The organism is Cupriavidus sp. GW822-FHT06G04, from assembly GCF_058799075.1.
Genome location: NZ_JBXALD010000005.1, coordinates 104,081 through 122,553, shown reverse-complemented (window position 1 = coordinate 122,553; position 18,473 = coordinate 104,081). Strand labels below are relative to the sequence as shown.

The following is an 18,473-nucleotide window of genomic DNA, read 5'->3' as shown; positions in this document are numbered from 1 at the left end:
GGTTGTCCAGACGCTTGCAAGGCATCGGCACATCCCGCATCATCGCCCCATCGCAGACGCTCGCCTTCTACCGGTCAGCCATGGCAACAGCCAGCTACGAGTTCAAGCCGCATGAACGGCCGTCGATTCCGGGGTCGCCCGCCACCCCGGACCATCCCACGCCGCGCCGCGTGGCCTACTTCTGCGTGGGCGTGCTGATCGGCCTGACCGGCGGCTTCGGCAACGCGCTGGTGGTGGCCAACCTCACCAACATCCAGGGCGTGCTGGGCCTGTACAGCGATGAAGGCGCATGGCTGTCAACGGTCTACGTGATGACCAACGTCTGCATGTCGATGCTGGTGATCAAGTTTCGCCAGCAATACGGCCTGCAACGATTCACCAAGGTCTTCCTGCTGTCCTACGCCGTCATCACCGGTGCGCACCTGCTCACGCACACCTTCGGCACGGCGCTGCTGGCGCGCGCCGCCAACGGCATCGCGGCCAGCGGCATGTCGACGCTGGCGCTCTACTACATCATCCAGTCGCTGCCGGCCAAGCACCGCATGCGCGCGGTCGTGATCGGCTTCGGCGTACCGCAGCTTGCCACGCCGCTGGCCCGCACCTTTTCCACTGGCATGCTCGAAGCCGGCAACTGGCAGACGCTCTATCAGTTCGAATTCGGCATGTCGCTGCTGTCGCTGGTGGCGGTGGGATTGCTGCCGCTGCCGCCCAGCGAGCGCATCAAGGCATTCGAGCCGCTCGACTTTCTCACCTTCGCCCTGTTCGCGCCGGGCATGGCGCTGCTGTGCGCCGTGCTGGGCGAGGGCCGCATCCTGTGGTGGACTACGACGCCATGGCTTGGCTATGCGCTGTGCGGCGCTGTGATCCTGATTGCGGCGGCGCTGTGGATCGAACACAACCGCGTCAACCCGCTGCTGAACACGCGCTGGCTCGGCAGCATGGCCATCGTCCGGTTTGCCGTGGTGGCCACTTCGGTGCGCATTTTGCTATCCGAACAGCCGTATGGCGCGGTCGGCCTGCTGACCTCGCTGGGCCTGGTCAACGACCAACTGATTTCGCTCTACATCGTGGTCTCGATCGCGACCGTGGCGGGCATCGCGGCCAGCGCGCTGACGCTGAATCCGCAGAACCTCGGCCGGCCGGTCCGCATCTCGCTGGTACTGATCGCCATCGGCGCTTTTATCGATGCAGGATCGACCAACCTGACGCGGCCGCAGAACATGTACTTCACGCAATCGCTGATCGCGTTCGCGGCCGTGTATTTTCTGGGGCCGACGCTGCTGATCGGCATGGGCAGCGCGCTGCAGCGCGGCATGAGCCATTTCGTCAGCTTTTCAGCGCTGTTCAGCATCACGCAATCGCTGGGTGGACTGATGGGCTCCGCGCTGCTCGGCACGTTCCAGACCTATCGCGAGAAATTCCATTCGCATTCGCTGGTGCAGGGCATCAGTCTGGCCGATCCGCTCGATGCGGCGCGCCTGCAATTGCTTGGCAATATTTACAACCGCGTGGTGAGCGATCCCGTGTTGCGGCAGGCCGAAGGCGTCGCTGCGCTGGCGCAGCAGGTCACGCGCGAAGCGAATGTGCTGGCCTTTAACGATGTGTTCTTGCTGATCGGCATCCTGGCGACGGTCACGTTCGTCTGGTTGCTGGCGCTCTACATTGGCAAGGTGGTCCCCGGCCAGGTGTCGGACAAGAAGCCGCCCACCCCTTCCACGGAGACCCGATCGTGACCGACGCGCCCGATCGCAACGCCCCACCGCCATCCGACGACAAACCCCAACGGCTCGAAGATCCGGTCGAAGTGCACAGCGCCGCCCCAAAGGGCTGGGCGCCGCCGCGCGGATCGTTGCGGCTGACCGTGCTGATCGTGCTGGTCGCGGCGCTCAGCGTGCTGCTCATCCTGTACGCTTGGGGCCTGCCGCCGTTCACGCCGTCGATACAAAGCACGGACAACGCCTACGTGCGCGGGCAAACCACGATCATCAGTCCGCAGGTGAGCGGATACGTGACCGACGTGCCGGTGCATGATTTCGATCTGGTGAAAGCCGGCGAGGTGCTGCTGCGCATCGACGAACGCATCTACAAGCAGCGCGTGCAACAGGCGCGCGCATCGCTGGACACGCAGATCGCCAACCTGGCCAATGCCGACCAAACCCAGCGGGCGCGCGAAGCTACCGTGGCGTCGCAACTGGCGAATGCCGACAACGCCCGCGCCCAGTTGCAACGCGCGCAGGCCGATATGAAACGCGTCGACGAACTGGTGGCCGACGGCTCGGTGTCGCTGCGCGAACGCGACCAGACGCGCGCCGCCCTGCGCCAGGCCGAAGCGGCGCTGGAACAGGCGCGCGCCGCAGTGGAGATCGCGCGCCAGGATGTGCGCGCCGTGATGGTCAGCCGCGACGGGCTCAAAGCCGCCGTCGAACAGGCGCGCGCCGCGCTGCAACTCGCGGAGATCGATCTGTCGAACACCGTGGTGGTGGCGCCGGCCGACGGCCGCCTGAGCCAGATCGGTGCCAGGCTCGGCCAGTACGTGACATCGGGATCGCAACTGATGTTCCTGGTGCCGCCGCAGCGCTGGGTCATCGCCAACTACAAGGAGGCGCAGACCGCCCATATGGCTCCGGGCCAGAAGGCCAGTTTCCGCGTCGATGCGCTGGATAATGCGCGGTTGACCGGGTATGTCGAACGGCTGTCGCCCGCCGCGGGGTCCGAGTTCGCCGTGATCGTGGCGGACAACGCCACCGGTAATTTCGTCAAGGTAGCGCAGCGCATCTCGGTGCGCATCGCCATCGACCCCGACCAGCCGCTGGCCGAGCGCCTGCGCCCCGGCATGTCCGTCCAGGCGCAAGTCGATACCAGCACACACCGGCCGCCCACGCGCTGACCATGCCTGCCCGCCATCCCGCGCTTCCACCTGTGCGTCAGCCTGTGCGCCCCGCACTGCGCCGCGAATTGCGCCATGCTCTGCCGCTGTTGGTCCTTCTGCTGGCAGGCTGCATGGGGCCGCGCCCGCCTGCACCGGAGTCGCTCGCACCGCCCGTGGCGTGGCGCGTGGACGCCGGACCGACCGTGGCGATCGAGCGCGACTGGTGGCGCAGCTATGGCGACCCGGCGCTCAGCGCGGTGGTGGAAACGGCCCTCGCGCAAAACGACGATATCGCGATTGCCCTGACGCGCGTGCGCCAGGCCGACGCCCAGGCGCGCATCGCCCGCGCCGAGCTGTTTCCGACGCTCGACTTCACCGCCGGCGGCACGCGCGCGCGCGCCATCAATGCATTCGGCAACGCCGGCACGGCCAACACGGGACAGCTCACGCTCGATGCCTCGTATGAGATCGACCTGTTCGGCCGCATCGCCGATTCGGTAGGCGCGGCGCGCAACAGCCTCTTGGCCAGCCAGGCCGCGCGCGACACCACGATCCTTTCCGTGTCGGCGGCAGCGGCGCGCAGCTATATCGCATTGCGCGCGCTGGACGCGCAGCTCGACGTGGTACGCCAGACGCTGACATCCCGGGCCGATGCGCTGAAACTGGCGCGCGATCGCGCCCGCGCCGGCTACACCTCGCAACTGGAATACGAACAGGCGCGCGCCGAATACGAATCCACCGCGCAGGCCGTGCCGCAGGCGGAACTGGCCGTGGCGCGCCAGGAAAACGCACTCGGCGTATTGCTCGGCAATCCCGACGCATCGTCGATCGCACGCGGTCTGGCGCTGCAGTCGCTGCAACAGCCCGCGATACCGGCGGGACTGCCATCCGATCTGCTGCGTCGCCGGCCCGACATCGCGCAGGCCGAATACACGCTGGCCGCCAGCGACGCCAGCTTGTCGGCCGCGCGCAAGGCCTATCTGCCGCGCGTGCCGCTGACAGCCACCGGCGGACTGGTCTACGCCACCGGGCTGGCCAATCCGGTGCGCATCTGGACGCTCGGCGGCAGTGTGCTGGCGCCGCTGTTCGAAGGCGGCCGCATCGTGGCCGGGGCCGACGCCGCGGCAGCCCAGCGTGACGAAGCCGCCTTCGCCTATCGACGCGTGGCGCTGACGGCGTTCCGCGAAGTCAACGACAACCTGGCGGCCGTGCAGAAACTCGGCGAACAGGAAGCGCGCCTGCGCGAGCAGCGCGACGCGCTGGCCGCCGCACTGCGGCACGCCACCAACCGCTATCGAGCAGGATATTCGCCATATCTGGAACAACTCGATGCCCAACGCCAGTTGTTCAGCGCGGAGCTGAACCTGATCCAGACCCATGCGGATCGCCTCAACGCCAGCGTGGCGCTGTATCAGGCAATGGGCGGCGGATGGCGCAGCGATCTCGCGACGGCAGACGTCCGATAAGAATTCCTTATGGCAGTAGTCACCGATTGAATTTCTCCTGCGCGCAGGGCTCGGCTAGAGTGGCGCCAACAATAAGCGTGGCCGGCACGATATCCGCGATGGCGCGGCCTGCTTTGAACAGGAGACAACGATGATTGGCACGTTCCGCGCAATCCGCGCAATCCACGCACTGGCCGGCGTGACGCTGGCGCTGGCCGCCATGGGCCCTGCGCAGGCCGACAGCTACCCGTCCAAACCCATCCAGATGATCGTGCCGCAGGCGCCCGGCGGCACCAACGACATCGTTGCGCGGCTGGTTGCCGCCGACCTGTCGCAGCGCCTGGGCCAGCAGGTGGTGGTGGAAAACCGGCCCGGCGCGGGCGGCAATATCGGCACGCAAACTGCGGCGCGCGCCACGCCGGACGGCTACACGCTGCTGATGACCATTAGCAGCACGCAGGCCATCAACCCGTCGCTCTACCGCAGCATTCCGTTCGATCCCATCAAGGATTTCGAGCCGATCTCCGTGGTGGCCACGGTGCCCAATGTGCTGGTGGTCAACCCGGCGTTTCCGGCCAAGTCGATGGCCGAACTGATTGCGATGGCCAAGGCCAAGCCCGATTACTACCGCTTTGCCTCGGCGGGCAACGGCACGCTGAACCACCTGCTTGGCGAGATGCTCAACAGCATGGCCGGCATCAAGCTGGAACACGTGCCTTACAAGGGCGTGGCCCCGGCGCTGAACGACGTGCTCGGCAATCAGGTGCCGATGGCGTTCGCGAGCCTGCCCTCGGTGCTATCGCACATCAAGGCCGGCAAAGTGCGTGCGCTGGGCGTGAGCTCCGCCAAGCGGTCGCCGTTCGCCCCCGATATTCCGACCATCGGCGAAACCGTGCCGGGCTACAGCGGCGACCTCTGGGTTGGCCTGTTCGCGGTGCGTGGCACGCCCAAGGATGTCACGCAAAAGCTTTCCACCACGCTGCAGGCCGCACTGGCGGACAAACCCCTGCGCGACAAGCTGGCCGCACAGGGCGCGGAAGTGCTGAGCAGCACGCCGCAGCAGTTTGCCGCCATGCTGCGCGCCGATATCGACAAGTGGGGCAAGATCGTCAAGCAGTCCGGCGCGCAGGTCGACTGACGGGCAGGCCGGGGCCGGTGGTCGAACGCTGCCCGCGCCACGCGGTGCGCGCGGCAGCCGGCCCGGTCCGATTCATTCCCCGCACGACAGTCATTCCTTTCGGCATTTCCCCAATGTCTGCGCCATGTCTGCGTATCATCGCGGACTTGCCTTGTCGATCACGCCGCCGGATTTTCCATGCCTGACCATTCGTTGTTGTCCGCCCTGCTCATCTTCGGACTTGGAGGGCTACTCGGCGGTGTTGGCGGGCTGTTCGGGATCGGCGGCGGTCTGATTGCGATTCCCGCACTGGGCCTGCTTTACGGCATGGACCAGCAACTGGCGCAAGGCACCTCGCTGGTGATGATCGCCCCGAACGTGGTGATCGGATTCTGGCAATACCGCAAGCGCGCCGATATCGATCTCAAGACTGCCGTGGTGCTGGGACTGTCCGCGGTGGTGTCGACCTATCTATCGGCCAAGCTGGCCACCTCAATCGACGCCGCCCTGCTGCGGCGGATCTTTGCCGTCTTCATGATCGGTCTGGCACTCTACTTTCTCTGGCGTCTGATGCCCGGCCGCGCCAACACGCAGCAACAGGCGCGCGTGGCCCCGGCATGGATTCCCGCGGTGGGCGTGGTGGGCGGCGCGTTTTCGGGCTTCTTCAGCGTGGGCGGCGGCGTGGTGGCCGCACCCGCGCTGGTCGGCCTGTTCGGCATGCGCCAGGCCGCAGCGCAGGGACTGGCGCTGGCCCTGGTCACGCCCGGTGCGGTGGTCGCACTGTTCACCTATGCGCACGCGGGTCATGTGGACTGGTACAGCGGCATTCCACTGTCGTTGGGCGGCATGCTCACGATCTCCTGGGGTGTGGCGCTGGCCCACCGCATGCCCGAACGCCGGCTGCGCGCCGCGTTCGCCGTGTGCCTGATCGCTACCGCACTGGTGATGCTGGTGCGCGGCTGAGCACGATGGCGACGGCGCAGCTTGCGCCGCCATTGAGCGATCGAACGCGGTGCGCGGTGCGCGGCGTGCGGCGCTACAGCCGCGCTTTCCGCGCTATTTCCGCTTGCGAAACACGAGGCTGAAGTTGTTGGCCGGCATCGGCACTGGCGCGTCGCACGCCAGGTCCTGCGCCTCGCCCAGTGCGACGACGGCCTCCATGTCGCGCACGCCCCATTGCGGATCGGCCACGCGCAGTTGCCGGTCGAACGCCTCATTGCTTGGCGCCGTATGCGCGCCGTCGCGTCGGTACGGGCCGTACAGATAGAGCACGCCGCCCGGCGGCAAGCGCCGACCCGCGCCTGCGAACAAGGCCTCGGCAGCCGCCCATGGTGCGATATGGATCATGTTGATGCAGACCATCGCGTCGACGCCATCGATACCCCAGGGTTCACGGGTCACGTCGATGGCCAGCGGCGGTAGCACGTTGGCCGCCTGCGCATGCGCGGTCCAGGCCGCGATCGAGTCGCGATGGGTAGCGTCCGGATCGCTGGGCTGCCATGTGATGCCAGGCAGCGCGGCAGCAAAGTGCACGGCGTGCTGGCCAGTGCCGCTGGCGATTTCGAGCACGGTGCCCGATGCGGGCAAAACATCGCGCAGCACCGCAAGGATCGGCGCACGATTGCGATCGGTGGCGGGCGCCATGCGGCGCGCGATGAGGTCGACGGCGGGCTGGGTCATGAACTCTCCTGTGGCGCTGCGCCCGGGCCTTGCGCCGGGCTTGCAAGGCCACAGGTTAGCAGCCCTGCCGCATTCGCGCCGCTACCGTGGCCGGTACCGGATCGCTCCCGGGGAGCCAGGAATTTTCAGCGCGCCGCGTCGGACAGCATCCGGCGCATGGTGTTTTTCAGTTGGGATGATGTCCTCGACAATATCGGACATCGCAGCGCGTGGGGCGCTCGCACCGCCCGGCGCGCATGCCACGCCGCTTTTTGCGACGATCTCCCGCGAGCGCGGCGCGCCGTCGCCATCGCGCGCCGGAAAGGTTGGCCGGCTGCGCTACACTCGGCGTCCTGCCCGTCAATTTCCGCATCAGTCTTGCCCACCTTCACGCTTGCCGCTCCGGTCCACGCCGAGATCGAAATCCGCAAAAGCCGCTTTATCGCGCTGGCTGTGCCGGTGCCTGACCGTGACGCCGCCATGGCGGTGATCCAGGGCCTGCGCGCGGAGCATCCCACGGCCACCCATGTGTGCTGGGCGCTGCTGGCGGGCGGCCAGTCGGGCATGTCGGACGATGGCGAACCATCGGGCACCGCGGGCCGGCCGATCCTGGAAGTGCTGCGCCATCACGATCTTGATGGTGTGCTGGCGGCCGTGGTGCGCTACTACGGCGGCGTGAAGCTGGGCGCGGGCGGTCTGGTGCGCGCCTATACCGATGCGATCGCCGCCGCACTCAAGGACGCCGCGCGCATCGAGCGCATCGCCTATGCCACCTTGACGGTGCAGGTGGACTACGCCGACGAGCCGCGCGTGCGCCGCTGGATCGAACAGGGCGCCGACGATGGCTGCACGCTGACGGATACGCGCTACGGCGCGCAGGCCACGCTGGTGATCCGCCTGCCGGCCACGCTGCGAGACAGTGCGATGGCCGCCCTGCGCGACGCCACGCACGGCCGCGCCGAATTTCCCGAAAGCGACGCCTGATCGCATGACCAGCCAACCCCACACCAACGCCGCAGCGGACGGCGCGATGCACGACGACGATGACGACAGCGCCTACACGGCGCGCGTGCTGCCCCGCGATGCGACATTCCCCGCGCCGGCGTCGCTCAGCCTGCTGGAAGCGGCGCTGCTTGATGGCGTAAGCCTGCCCAGTTCCTGCCGCAACGGTACGTGCCGCGCATGCATCAGCAAACTGCATGCGGGCAGCGTCCGGTATCGCATCGAATGGCCGGGACTCAGTCCCGACGAAAAGGACGACGGCTACATCCTGCCGTGCGTGGCGTGCGCGGCCAGCGATGTGGTGTTCGAACCGATGGATGGACGCTGAGCGCATCGCGCGAAGGATACGGGCGCGGGTCAGGTGCGGGCGATTGCGGCGATATCGACCAGCCATCGGCCAAGGGCCAGCACATCAATCGGTATGCCGGCCATTCACCGAGAAAAAACGTAGCGCGATCTTGAGTGCGTCCGGCCCGGTGGGATCGGAGAACGCCTGCCCTGGAGTGCCGCCGCTCCACGCGTGGCGCAGCCCTTCCACCTTGACCACTCGCACGAAAGGGCGCGCGCCCGATTGCCAGTCGAACACCTCCACCGCGCGGCGAGTGCCGCGTCGAACCCGCCGGGGCGGCTGCGCCACCGGCGCCGGCACGCCGGCCGGCCATAGCGACAGCCACATGGCAGCCGTCGACGTGGCGTTGTCATAGGACACCACGTTGTCTTCATCGCCATGCATCAACAGCAGCGGCGGCGGAAGCCGGCCAGCCAGCACGCTCTGCGCAGCCGCCGCATCCGGCGCGCGTTCGCCGCGCATGGCCTTGGGCGCCTGCGTGGCATTGGTTGCGCTATATGGGGCCGCGCCGGAATGGGATCCGATGGCGGCAAAGCGTTCCGGATAGCGCAGGCCCAGCATCATCGCCATTGCGCCGCCGGCGGACAGTCCCAGCGCGCAAACGCGGTTGGCCAGGATGGCATAGCGCTGGCAAACATGGTCGATCATCGACATCAGCAACGCGGTTTCCGACGCGCCGCGCGCGGTCGGACGAAACCAGTTCCAGCATCGCTGCGCGTTGGCCTGGACCGATTGCTCCGGCATCAGCACCACCCAGCGCGCATCGCGCGCCACGCTGGCTACGCGCGCGCAGGCTGCAAAGCTGGCGGCGTCCTGCCCGCAGCCATGCAGCAGCACCAGCAGCGGCGCCGGCCGCGCCGCGCTGACGCCCGGCGGCACGAAGATCCGGTAGCGGCGCTGCGCCATGCTGCCGATGCCGAGGGGGAAGCCCCACTGCCCTTCTTCCCAGAAGCCGCCGCCGCGGCTGACCGGTGCGCGCGCCGGCGTGACCACGCCGGTCAGCGCCTGACGCGCAACCTTTCCCACCGCGCGGCCCATCACCGTGCTAGCCGCCTTGCCCTGCTGCTTGGCAGCCCGCATCATCGGATCGGCCACCGTACGCGTGACCGTGCGCTGCAACTGGCGCGCACTACGTGCGGCCTGCTTGCTCAGTGCTATCCACAATCTGGTGCCGCTCGCGCGCCGCTTCATTCCGCATCGCCCTTTCGAATCCGACGTCAGCCAATCTTGCGATCGTGCACCAGTCTAGCGTCGGAATATGTCAGGTTGCCACCGCGGCGGATGTCGGACGGCGCCGCGCTCATTCTCCGCGTGCGGGGCGCGCGTCGTGCACGGCGCGGCTGTCCGCCGGCGCTTCGTCGCGTTCGTTCAGGCCGTAGTCGCGCAGCACCTGCGCAACGCGCAGCCGGTAGTTGGCAAACACGCCGCCGCGGCCGGCAGCCTGCGCCTGACGATGATCGAGCGTATTGCGCCACGCGATGACCGCGGCTTCATCGCGAAAGAACGACAGCGACAGCAGCTTGCCCGGCGTGGTCAGGCTCTGGAAGCGCTCCACGGAGATAAATCCATCGATGGTCTCCAGCGTCGGCTTCAGATGGGCGGCGATGTCGAGGTACGTGTCCTGCCGGCCCGGCGCGGGTTCTACTTCAAAAATCACGGCGATCATTGGGGGCTCCGTTCAGATGGCTGCAAGAGAAAGCACGGGATGCGCGCGTTGACCGAAGGACGGTAGCACACCGCACGCGCCAGCAGCGCCGGCTGCACATCGCGCGCCAGCAGCGCCTGCACGGTACAGGTGGCAAGCATCTGCGCCAGCGCGTGGCCCGGGCAGCCGTGCCGGCCGGCGCCAAAGGTCCACGCCGGTTGCGCGGTGGCTGCGGCGGGATCATGCGCGGCGGCCGCCAGCAGCACCAGAACCGCGTCGTTGGCTTTGACGGCATGGCCGCAGAGCGTGGCATCGGCAGCCATGAAGCGGCGCGTGTTCTGCACCGGCGGGTCGAAGCGCGCCACCTGCGCGACCACTTTCGGCAGGTCGGCCATGTCGACCATGGCGCCAGTATTGGCCGCCTCGCGCCCCAGTCGCACCAGCGTGTTGCCGATCAGGCCGGCTGTGGCTTCACATGCCTGGATCATCAGGCCGATGGCATTGGCGGCCAGCGTCTGCGGATCGATGCGGGCCAACGCGGCATCCTCGGTCAAGGCGGCAAGCAGCCCGTCGTCGCGCACGCCGGGCGCGTCCCGCACCACGCAGGCGGTGAGCCAGCGCGCCGCCGTGACGCCAGCTTCCACCTCGGCGGGCGTCGCCAGCGGGGACATCGCACCGGCAAACGTCGCGACAAAGCCGGCCACGCGCGTGCCGACGTGGCCCGCCTCGTCATCCGCCAACGGCAAACCGAGCAGATCGGCTACGGCCAGCACAGGGAGCGAGAACATCCAGCGGGTGGCCTCGTGCGCATCGTCCGATGTCATGCGCGGCAGCCGCGCCGCCAGCGCTTCGGCGCGCGCACGCACATCGTTAAGATCCAGAGCGGACAATCGCCGCAGCACGATCGCCTTCAGCGCGGCGTGTGCGGCGCCATCGTTCATCCGGATGAGTCGGCCAAACAGATCGCCTGCGGCCGAACCCGCCAGCGCAGGTGGCACCGGCTGGGCCAGAGGACGCACGCGCGCGTCGGGATGATCGAGGACTTCCCGCACGGCGTCGGCGCTCGACGCTACCCACAGCTTCAGGCCGGAGTCGAAATAGAAAGGCCGCTCGCGGATCAGCCTGCGGTAATACGGATAGGGATCGCGGTGCGGGACCGCGGCGAGCGGATCGGCGGGGTCGGAAAACGAATCGCCGACGCCAGACGAAGCGGCGGTTTCATCGATATCGGGAAGATGGGTCATGACAAGCCTTCGCGGCGGGGTGCTGATGAAAGCCATCATCGCAGCACCGCGCACGCGGAAGCTTCAGCCCGACATGAAATATCGAATGCAAAGGGCTGCCCGGAGCTCGACCCTGGGCAGGAGCGTTTCGGCCTACTCCGGCTTCACGCCTTCTCCTGCCGGATCGGCCGCGGCTTGGGGCGGCTCACCTGGCTGCCCCGCCTGTCCGGGTTGGCCAGTCAGGACAGGTTCACTCGACTGTTTAGTCCACGTTGTGCGGTCGGTGCCTGGGACATTGCGCAGGCGGCGGCCCACATTCGTTGCGCCAGGCGCGCGGCCGGCGTCTTTTGCTCGATCTTGCATGCGCCTCTCCAATGGTGATCAGGCCACTCGCGGCGGATGCCGCTTCGTTCTATCGATCGCAAGTTCCATACCGAGCCCCTGACGCGACACAAGCGGCATGCGCGCCACCTGCGCCCGTTCAGCCATGCCCGATCCGTGCCCGATTTACACGCCCGTGGAAAAGCTGCCGAGGCGTGTGGCCGTTTGTCAGCGCGCGACGCCTGCCGTGTCAGCGCTTGTCCGATGCCGCGCGATGCGCGGCGGCCTCACAATCGCACGATCCGCATCCCATGGAGATCTCCGTGAAACGATCGATTTTGCATCTGACCGTGGCTGGCGCCGCGCTGATTGGCACTGCGCTGGTCCTCCAGGCATGTCGTTCGATGGACACCAAGCGCGGTAACGCGTCGGTGCCGGAGCCTGCCAAGGCCGTCGATCTGGATCGCTACCTTGGGCTCTGGTACGAATACGCGCGCTATGACAATCGCTTCGAGCGCAATTGCGAAGGCGTGACGGCCGAATACGCCAAGCGCGACGACGGTCTCGTGTCGGTGCGCAACACCTGCCGCGAGGGTAGCCCCGACGGCCGCGCTCGCGCCTCGGAAGGCCGTGCGCGCGTGGTGCCGGACAGCAATGGCGCCAAGCTCGAAGTGTCCTTTTTCGGACCGTTCTTCTTCGGAAAATACTGGGTGCTCGACCACGCCGACGACTACACGTGGTCGATCGTCGGCGAGCCGTCGGGCCGCTATCTGTGGGTGCTGACCCGCGAGCCCCGGCCGTCGAGCGAACTCGGCAACATGCTGATTGCCCGGGCGCGCGCGCTGGGCTACGACACCACCCAACTCAAATTCACGCAACACTGACGCGCATGGATCGGCCGGATCCGACCGCCCGGCCCCATCGCGAGAGCCACTGACCAAATGCGGTACGCTCGGGCCTTTGCCGATTTTCCGAGCGCCGCAGCCATGATCCGCGCCCCCCAGTTTCTCTCCGCCTGCCTGGCCGCCGCAGCCATTGCCCTGTCCGGCAGCGCGCAAGCCACCGATATCGACTGCACTGCGCCCGCCACACGCGCCAGCCAGATCATCTGCGAAACCGCGCTGTTTTCGATGGGATATCAGCGCATCTATACCGATCAGCAGCGCCTGCTGGCCGCGGGCACGATTTCCCAGTCCGATATCGACGCGTTCCGCAAAAAGCGCGACGCCTGCGATGCCGCGCCGTGCCTGGACGCGGTGTTTTCCGCATGGCGACAGCATCTGGTTGAAATCGGCGCCGGCCGCCCGTCGCGCGCCCGACCGCAGAAATAGCCCGTTCGTTGCGCCAACGCGGGGCCGCGTAACGCTTGGCTGAGCAACTACAGACATATCAGACAGGTCATTCTGGTATGCTGCCTCGGCCCGATTACCGCATGCGGATTCCATGACCAGGCTGCGCCATTGGTACATCTTGTTTTGTCTGGTAGCACTTGGCATTTGCGGCCCGGTGGCGCTGACCACATGGCTGTCGCGCGAATTTGCCGAACAGCTGTTTCAACGGCGCGTGGACCAGTTCACCGAACGCGCGTTGCAGCGCATCGACGTGGTGTCGCGCGATGCCGTCAACGCGGCGCGTGCGGCCGACACGTTCTCCGGGCCGCCATGCAGCCTCGCCCATCTCGACGCCATGCGCGAGGCGGATCTGCAGCACCGCTACGCGCGCCAGGTCGTCTATCTCGATCACGAACAACTGCTCTGCTCATCGTCGTCCATCCCGGGCGCGCTGCGCAGCGTGGAAGGCCAGACCGCACCGTGGACCGCCCTGCCGGAGCTGGGCGCGGCGTATCGCATCGACACCTCGGCAGGCCCGCCGCGCACCGTGCAGTTCCGCGTCGGGCGGCACGTGGTGGTGGTCGACGCGCAATTTTTCATCGATATCGTTCCGCTCGACGATCTGATCCGGCTTGGCATGGTCGATGCGGCCACCGGCCATGTCGTGGTGAACTGGCCGGGCACCGACACGGCGCTGGTGCGCAGCGCATGGAAGCGCAAACAGGACGGCGAAGTTCTGGGCGGCCGGTATGTCGATGTCAAGGCATCGCACCTGCTGCCTTTCGGCGTGGTCGCGTACGAACCGTTATCCGAAGTCGCCGCGATGTGGCGCCGGCTGCTTTACCTCAGCCTACCGATCGGGCTGCTGGTCAGCGTGCTGGCAACGTGGCTGGTGCTGCGTTGGGGCCGGCGTCTGCGCGGCCCGCGCTATGCGCTGCAGGACGCGATCCGGCGCAAGGAGTTCTACGCCGAATACCAGCCGATCATGTCGCTCGACGACGGTCGCTGCATCGGTGCGGAAGCGCTGGTGCGCTGGCGGCTGCCTGACGGCACCATCGTGCCGCCCGACAACTTCATCCCCATGGCGGAAACCACCGGCGACATCCACGCCATCACCAACTGCATGATCGAAGTCGTAATGCGCGACCTCGGTGCGCATCTGGCGGCCAATCGCGCCATGCATGTATCGATCAATCTGTCGGCCGACGATTTTCGCGCGCGCGACACGCTGCACACCATCGCCGCGGCGCGCAATGCCGCTGGCATCGACGCCAGCCAGATCTGGATCGAAGTGACCGAGCGCGGCCTGGCCAATGACGCCGAATGCCGCGCCACGATCGCGGCCTTCCGCGAGGCCGGCTTTCCGATCCTGATAGACGATTTCGGCACCGGCTATTCCAGCCTTGCGTACCTGCACGATCTTCACGTGGACGGACTCAAGATCGACCGCGCGTTCGTGGCGTCGATGACCACCGGCGCGCCATCAAAAGCGGTCGGTCCTCATATCATCGAGATGGCCAAGGCGCTGGACATCCGCATGGTGGCCGAAGGCATCGAAACCGAATCGCAATGGCGCATCATGCGCGAGCACGGCGTGCAGGCCGGCCAGGGCTGGCTGTTTGGCAAGGCCATGCCGCTGGCCGACTTCCTCGCGTTCTGGCGTTACCGGGCCCGACCACACGAATCCGCAGACACCCGCAGCGCGGCATAGCGCGCCAATACGCCCGACGGAACCGCTGTCTGTCAAAAATCCCGCCCCTCCGAAGTTGGGACATAAAGTGCACTGTTGATACATCAAGCACTTTAATGGGACTATCCTGTCCGGCCGCTTGCTCCGGGGAAGCCCGGGGCGCGGCAGCAAGAAGGATCAGTACGGTCACCGCGATTCATACAGATGCCGCCGATGCGATTGCATGCGCGAAGCATCGATAACAAGAAGCAGGATCAAGGTTTTTTCTGGCGCAGGAAGTCGTCTGTGGCCTTGCAGCGCGGCTCGGGACACCGCGTGCGGTCCATTGGCGAGGGGTATGCATGCATGAAAACAGACAGTAATTCGGCGCTGGCTCCGGTATCCGGGGGCCATGGCGCGGCGGTCATCGACGCCGCGCTGGCCGGGCCGTTACGGCACGATCAGTTGCTGGCGGTACGGCGCACCGTGCGCCTGTCGATTCCGATCAACATCGCGCTGGGCATCGCCGTGCTGGTCGTGGCGTGGCACAGCGGGCGCGGCGCAATGGCCGGCGCCTGGTTTGCCTGCTCGCTACTGTGGAATGTATTGCGGCTGCGGCTGTGCATGGCGCCGCTGCCGCCCACGGCGTCGTGGCCGGGCACCGTGCCGCAGGCGCTCGCCGCCACCGTGACGCGCCATCTGCGCTGGCATTGCGTGCTGGCGCTGCTCTCGGGGCTCACCTGGGCGTCGATTCCGCTGCTGTGCGACGGCTATACGACGCCGCAGACGCTTTTCTACCTGACCGTGGTGTGCGGCATCACGGCCGGCGCGGTGACGCACGGCTTTGCCTATGCGCGCATCCCGCTGTGCTTCATCACGCCGCCGCTGCTGTCCGCGGCCGCCTGCCTGCTGCTGCTCGGCGATTTCGACCGGCTCTGGCTGGCCGGCACGACCTTGCTCTATCTGGCTGCGCTGGTGCGGTGCACGCTCGAAAGTGAAAAACAGATCGAGTATTCGATCCGCCTGAAGAACGAAGCCACCGCGATCCAGAATTCGCTGCGCATTGCCCATGACGATGCGGTCAATCGCGCCGACGAAATGTGGACGCTGGCCAGCCAGGATCCGCTGACCGGCCTGCTTAGCCGCAGCGGCTTCTTCGATCGCGCCAACAAGCGCTTCGTGGGCGGCACCAGCGGGCGCCATTGCCTGTTGCTGCTGGACCTGGACGGCTTCAAGGTCATCAACGATGCGTTCGGCCACAAGGCCGGCGACGGCGTGCTGCGCGAAGTGGCGCGACGCCTGGCCGCGGTGGCCGGCCCCAACAAGATGGTCGGCCGCATGGGCGGCGACGAATTCATGATCCTGTTCGATCCCGCCGATACGTCGGACTGTGCCGCCACACTGGCCGGCCGCCTGATTGCCGCGGTACGCGAGCCACTGGACGGCTACGAATACTGCCCGGTCGGCGTCAGCATCGGCATCTGCCGCGACCACGACATCAGCCTCGACGACATGCTGCTGTTTGCCGACGCCGCGCTATACGCGGCCAAGCGCAATGGCCGCAACAGCTTCTACATCTTCGACGAGAACCTGCACCGGCGCCTGCAGATGCATCGCGACATCGAACGCGATCTGCCACGCGCACTGGCCGACGGCATGCTCGAAGTGTGGTTTCAGCCGATCTTCGGCGCGGGCGGTGTCACCGTGCGCAGCCTGGAAGCGCTGGTCCGCTGGAAGCATGCGCGGCACGGCTGGGTACCGCCGCCGGACCTGGTGTCGGTGGCGGCCGCGTCGGGGCTGTCCGAGGCGCTGCTGCGCGCCACGCTGGCCAGGATATGCCGGCTGTCGAAGACCATCCATGCGCACGGCTCGCAGCGGATTCCGATTGCCATCAACCTGTCGCCGCGCGAAATGGCGCAGGTGGACATCGATCGCCTGTTGCTGTCGACGCTGGCCGAATACCAGATCGATCCGGATCTGCTGACCGTGGAGATTACCGAGGAAGTGGCGCTCGACGTCGACGCGGTGCGGGGCAAGCTCGCCAACCTCGCGCGCGCCGGCGTATCGATCGCGCTGGACGACTTCGGCGTCGGCTATTCCGGGCTGGGTGCGCTGCGGCAACTGGGCGCGGCGTGCGTGAAGGTGGATCGCAGCTTCATCACCGACATCGGCAGCTCGACGCGCAACCAGGACCTGATGCGCGCAGTGCTCAGTCTGGGCCGCTCGTTCGGCTTCGAGGTGGTCGCCGAAGGCGTGGAGCATGAAGCCGACCGTCAGGCGCTGATCGCCATCGGCTGCCATGCCATGCAGGGCTATCTGCTGGCGCGCCCGATGCCGGAAGCCGAACTGCCGTCGTGGTTGCAGGCGCGGCGTGCGCAACCCGCTGCGGCGCAGCCGGCGTAATCGACAGGATTTGATCGACCCGATGCGATCGACCTGCCGGACCGACGCCGGCCGGGATCAGTGTTCGCGCGCGCGTCGCGCCTCGTAGGCCTTGAGATGCGTGAACGCCATCTCCAGCGTGGGCGTGGCGGTCTGGCGGCGCCGTGCCAGCAGATCGCCCACGATCTGGTCGGATTCGATTGGCGCGCCGCGCTCGACATCGCGCAGCATCGACGCCATCAGCGGCGACTTCTCTGCGAACAGCGTTGTCCGCGCCTGTTCCAGTGCCGGCGTGCGCACCGCATAGCCATTGGCCGCCGCAATCGCCGAGCATTCGTCCAGCAGCGCGGCAATGGTTTCGCGGCCGCGCGGCGCCGACAAAATGTCCCCGATCGGTGCGCGCATCAGGCACGTGGACGATGCCAGCGTGGCCAGAAACACCCACTTTTCCCACATGTCCTGCAGCATCGCGTCGCTGCGCTGCACGTCGAAGCCGGCATTGCCGAACAGTTCGGCCAGCGCCTGCGCGCGGTCGCTGTTGCCGCTTGGGCGCTCGCCGAACGACAGCACGTGGAATGCCGACAAATGCAGGATGGTGCCGTGTTCGTCCAGCGTCGATGAGATCATGCAGCGCCCGCCCATCACGCGCTGCGCACCGAAGCGCGCATCGAGCTTGTCCAGATGCTGCATGCCGTTGAGCATCGGCACGATGACCGTGTCGGGACCCATCGCGGGAGCGATGCCATCCATCGCGCTGTCCAGGTCGTATGCCTTGCAGCTCAACAACACCACGTTATAGGGCTGCGCGATATCGGACGAAATCACGCTGGGCGGCTGGGCGATATGGAGATCGCCGTGCGGGCTCATGATGCGCAGGCCGTGTTCGGCCAGTTGCGCGGCGCGCCGCGGCCTGACCAGAAACGTGACATCGCGCCCGGCCTGCAACAGCCGTGCACCAAAATAGCCGCCAATGGCGCCCGCTCCGACCACCAGAATACGCATCGCTGACTCCCAGGTTTCAGGTCAGACCCGACATCGATGTCGGGCGATGCGCCATTGTAGTGGGCGGACGAAAAGCTTGCCGACGCAGCCATCGACGCCGCGCGGCGGAAAGCCGGAACGACGGATAAACGGCGAGTGGAGGCCGGCGACGGCCCCCGTGTGCGTCATCTGAGCAGATTGAACGAGAGCAGATTGAACGCCAGCCCTAGTGCGATGGCGCTGCCCAGCGCTTCCAGCGTCGCCAGGGCAATCAGGTTTCGGAAAATGAGTGCATCGTCCTGCTTGGTCACCATGGTATTGTCTCCAGTCGGTTTTCCAAACGCCCGAGGTTGCCGCGCATCCCCGGTCACACTGCTACCTGTTGGCTTCAGTAGACTGCAATGCCGACGTGACGGCCAGTTGGCACAAACCCGCATGGGGTGATTGCGGATGCTGCGTCGGACGGCGCCCGCACGCGCG

Annotated in this window: 17 protein-coding genes; 11 read left to right on the top strand and 6 right to left on the bottom strand. The window is 66.9% G+C overall.

Going from position 1 to position 18,473, the window contains the following annotated elements:
* Nucleotides 1–80 precede the first annotated feature (80 nt).
* The 5 genes from AC1RKI_RS13430 (at nucleotide 81) to AC1RKI_RS13410 (ending at nucleotide 6,394) form a co-directional block, all read left to right on the top strand.
* The gene (locus AC1RKI_RS13430; protein ID WP_492795676.1) at nucleotides 81–1,733 is read left to right on the top strand and encodes an MFS transporter; all 1,653 of its coding nucleotides are present in this window, start codon (nucleotides 81–83) and stop codon (nucleotides 1,731–1,733) included.
* A complete protein-coding gene (locus AC1RKI_RS13425; protein ID WP_167585428.1) occupies nucleotides 1,730–2,887 on the top strand; it encodes an HlyD family secretion protein in 1,158 nt (385 codons plus the stop codon). Before AC1RKI_RS13430 ends, AC1RKI_RS13425 begins: the two co-directional genes overlap by 4 nt.
* A gap of 2 nt (nucleotides 2,888–2,889) precedes the next feature.
* Nucleotides 2,890–4,335 carry an efflux transporter outer membrane subunit gene (locus AC1RKI_RS13420; RefSeq protein WP_492795674.1) on the top strand — a complete coding sequence of 482 codons (1,446 nt, stop codon included), beginning with the start codon at nucleotides 2,890–2,892 and terminating at the stop codon, nucleotides 4,333–4,335.
* A gap of 130 nt (nucleotides 4,336–4,465) precedes the next feature.
* Nucleotides 4,466–5,452 carry a Bug family tripartite tricarboxylate transporter substrate binding protein gene (locus tag AC1RKI_RS13415; protein ID WP_150980294.1) on the top strand — a complete coding sequence of 329 codons (987 nt, stop codon included), beginning with the start codon at nucleotides 4,466–4,468 and terminating at the stop codon, nucleotides 5,450–5,452.
* A 177-nt stretch (nucleotides 5,453–5,629) separates the two neighbouring features.
* Nucleotides 5,630–6,394 (top strand): sulfite exporter TauE/SafE family protein, encoded by a 765-nt coding sequence (locus AC1RKI_RS13410; RefSeq protein ID WP_492795672.1) that lies wholly within the window; start codon nucleotides 5,630–5,632, stop codon nucleotides 6,392–6,394.
* A gap of 93 nt (nucleotides 6,395–6,487) precedes the next feature.
* On the opposite strand, the gene AC1RKI_RS13405 is transcribed toward AC1RKI_RS13410, so the two are convergent.
* Complete coding sequence (locus tag AC1RKI_RS13405) at nucleotides 6,488–7,111, bottom strand: DUF938 domain-containing protein (protein WP_150980289.1); 624 nt, start codon at nucleotides 7,109–7,111, stop codon at nucleotides 6,488–6,490.
* A 357-nt stretch (nucleotides 7,112–7,468) separates the two neighbouring features.
* Here AC1RKI_RS13405 and AC1RKI_RS13400 point away from each other — a divergent pair, with 357 nt between their 5' ends.
* Both AC1RKI_RS13400 and AC1RKI_RS13395 read left to right on the top strand, forming a co-directional pair.
* Nucleotides 7,469–8,074 carry an IMPACT family protein gene (locus AC1RKI_RS13400; protein WP_061954554.1) on the top strand — a complete coding sequence of 202 codons (606 nt, stop codon included), beginning with the start codon at nucleotides 7,469–7,471 and terminating at the stop codon, nucleotides 8,072–8,074.
* 46 nt (nucleotides 8,075–8,120) lie between these two features.
* Nucleotides 8,121–8,420: a 2Fe-2S iron-sulfur cluster-binding protein gene (locus tag AC1RKI_RS13395; RefSeq protein WP_061954673.1), complete on the top strand. Its 300-nt coding sequence runs from the start codon at nucleotides 8,121–8,123 to the stop codon at nucleotides 8,418–8,420.
* Between the two features lie 84 nt (nucleotides 8,421–8,504).
* Here the strand turns inward: AC1RKI_RS13395 and AC1RKI_RS13390 are convergent, their stop codons facing one another.
* From AC1RKI_RS13390 to AC1RKI_RS13380, 3 genes are all read right to left on the bottom strand, one after another.
* The gene (locus tag AC1RKI_RS13390) at nucleotides 8,505–9,632 is read right to left on the bottom strand and encodes an extracellular catalytic domain type 1 short-chain-length polyhydroxyalkanoate depolymerase (RefSeq protein ID WP_227460759.1); all 1,128 of its coding nucleotides are present in this window, start codon (nucleotides 9,630–9,632) and stop codon (nucleotides 8,505–8,507) included.
* Between the two features lie 109 nt (nucleotides 9,633–9,741).
* Nucleotides 9,742–10,107, bottom strand: coding sequence for an antibiotic biosynthesis monooxygenase family protein (locus AC1RKI_RS13385; protein ID WP_227460758.1), 366 nt, complete (start codon nucleotides 10,105–10,107; stop codon nucleotides 9,742–9,744).
* Nucleotides 10,104–11,330: a cytochrome P450 family protein gene (locus AC1RKI_RS13380; protein WP_227460757.1), complete on the bottom strand. Its 1,227-nt coding sequence runs from the start codon at nucleotides 11,328–11,330 to the stop codon at nucleotides 10,104–10,106. The genes AC1RKI_RS13385 and AC1RKI_RS13380 overlap by 4 nt, the downstream gene beginning before the upstream one ends.
* A 623-nt stretch (nucleotides 11,331–11,953) precedes the next feature.
* Here AC1RKI_RS13380 and AC1RKI_RS13375 point away from each other — a divergent pair.
* From AC1RKI_RS13375 to AC1RKI_RS13360, 4 genes are all read left to right on the top strand, one after another.
* The gene (locus AC1RKI_RS13375; RefSeq protein WP_423782075.1) at nucleotides 11,954–12,514 is read left to right on the top strand and encodes a lipocalin family protein; all 561 of its coding nucleotides are present in this window, start codon (nucleotides 11,954–11,956) and stop codon (nucleotides 12,512–12,514) included.
* Nucleotides 12,515–12,616: 102 nt separating this feature from the next.
* The gene (locus AC1RKI_RS13370; protein WP_492795668.1) at nucleotides 12,617–12,961 is read left to right on the top strand and encodes a hypothetical protein; all 345 of its coding nucleotides are present in this window, start codon (nucleotides 12,617–12,619) and stop codon (nucleotides 12,959–12,961) included.
* A gap of 112 nt (nucleotides 12,962–13,073) precedes the next feature.
* Nucleotides 13,074–14,672: an EAL domain-containing protein gene (locus AC1RKI_RS13365; protein WP_492795666.1), complete on the top strand. Its 1,599-nt coding sequence runs from the start codon at nucleotides 13,074–13,076 to the stop codon at nucleotides 14,670–14,672.
* A gap of 324 nt (nucleotides 14,673–14,996) precedes the next feature.
* A complete protein-coding gene (locus AC1RKI_RS13360; RefSeq protein WP_492795664.1) occupies nucleotides 14,997–17,033 on the top strand; it encodes a putative bifunctional diguanylate cyclase/phosphodiesterase in 2,037 nt (678 codons plus the stop codon).
* 57 nt (nucleotides 17,034–17,090) lie between these two features.
* Here AC1RKI_RS13360 and panE read toward each other — a convergent pair whose 3' ends face one another.
* Nucleotides 17,091–18,014, bottom strand: coding sequence for a 2-dehydropantoate 2-reductase (gene panE, locus AC1RKI_RS13355; protein WP_492795662.1), 924 nt, complete (start codon nucleotides 18,012–18,014; stop codon nucleotides 17,091–17,093).
* Between the two features lie 164 nt (nucleotides 18,015–18,178).
* Complete coding sequence (locus AC1RKI_RS13350; protein WP_263289925.1) at nucleotides 18,179–18,307, bottom strand: hypothetical protein; 129 nt, start codon at nucleotides 18,305–18,307, stop codon at nucleotides 18,179–18,181.
* Between the last annotated feature and the right edge of the window lie 166 nt (nucleotides 18,308–18,473).

Excerpts from the sequence above, each read along its gene's own strand:
- AC1RKI_RS13430 (WP_492795676.1), top strand. The coding sequence starts at position 81 with ATGGCAACAGCCAGCTACGAGTTCAAGCCGCATGAACGGCCGTCGATT.
- AC1RKI_RS13420 (WP_492795674.1), top strand. The coding sequence starts at position 2,890 with ATGCCTGCCCGCCATCCCGCGCTTCCACCTGTGCGTCAGCCTGTGCGC.
- AC1RKI_RS13415 (WP_150980294.1), top strand. The coding sequence starts at position 4,466 with ATGATTGGCACGTTCCGCGCAATCCGCGCAATCCACGCACTGGCCGGC.
- AC1RKI_RS13410 (WP_492795672.1), top strand. The coding sequence starts at position 5,630 with ATGCCTGACCATTCGTTGTTGTCCGCCCTGCTCATCTTCGGACTTGGA.
- AC1RKI_RS13405 (WP_150980289.1), bottom strand. The coding sequence starts at position 7,111 with ATGACCCAGCCCGCCGTCGACCTCATCGCGCGCCGCATGGCGCCCGCC.
- AC1RKI_RS13395 (WP_061954673.1), top strand. The coding sequence starts at position 8,121 with ATGCACGACGACGATGACGACAGCGCCTACACGGCGCGCGTGCTGCCC.
- AC1RKI_RS13390 (WP_227460759.1), bottom strand. The coding sequence starts at position 9,632 with ATGAAGCGGCGCGCGAGCGGCACCAGATTGTGGATAGCACTGAGCAAG.
- AC1RKI_RS13385 (WP_227460758.1), bottom strand. The coding sequence starts at position 10,107 with ATGATCGCCGTGATTTTTGAAGTAGAACCCGCGCCGGGCCGGCAGGAC.
- AC1RKI_RS13380 (WP_227460757.1), bottom strand. The coding sequence starts at position 11,330 with ATGACCCATCTTCCCGATATCGATGAAACCGCCGCTTCGTCTGGCGTC.
- AC1RKI_RS13370 (WP_492795668.1), top strand. The coding sequence starts at position 12,617 with ATGATCCGCGCCCCCCAGTTTCTCTCCGCCTGCCTGGCCGCCGCAGCC.
- AC1RKI_RS13365 (WP_492795666.1), top strand. The coding sequence starts at position 13,074 with ATGACCAGGCTGCGCCATTGGTACATCTTGTTTTGTCTGGTAGCACTT.
- AC1RKI_RS13360 (WP_492795664.1), top strand. The coding sequence starts at position 14,997 with ATGAAAACAGACAGTAATTCGGCGCTGGCTCCGGTATCCGGGGGCCAT.
- panE (WP_492795662.1), bottom strand. The coding sequence starts at position 18,014 with ATGCGTATTCTGGTGGTCGGAGCGGGCGCCATTGGCGGCTATTTTGGT.
- AC1RKI_RS13350 (WP_263289925.1), bottom strand. The coding sequence starts at position 18,307 with ATGGTGACCAAGCAGGACGATGCACTCATTTTCCGAAACCTGATTGCC.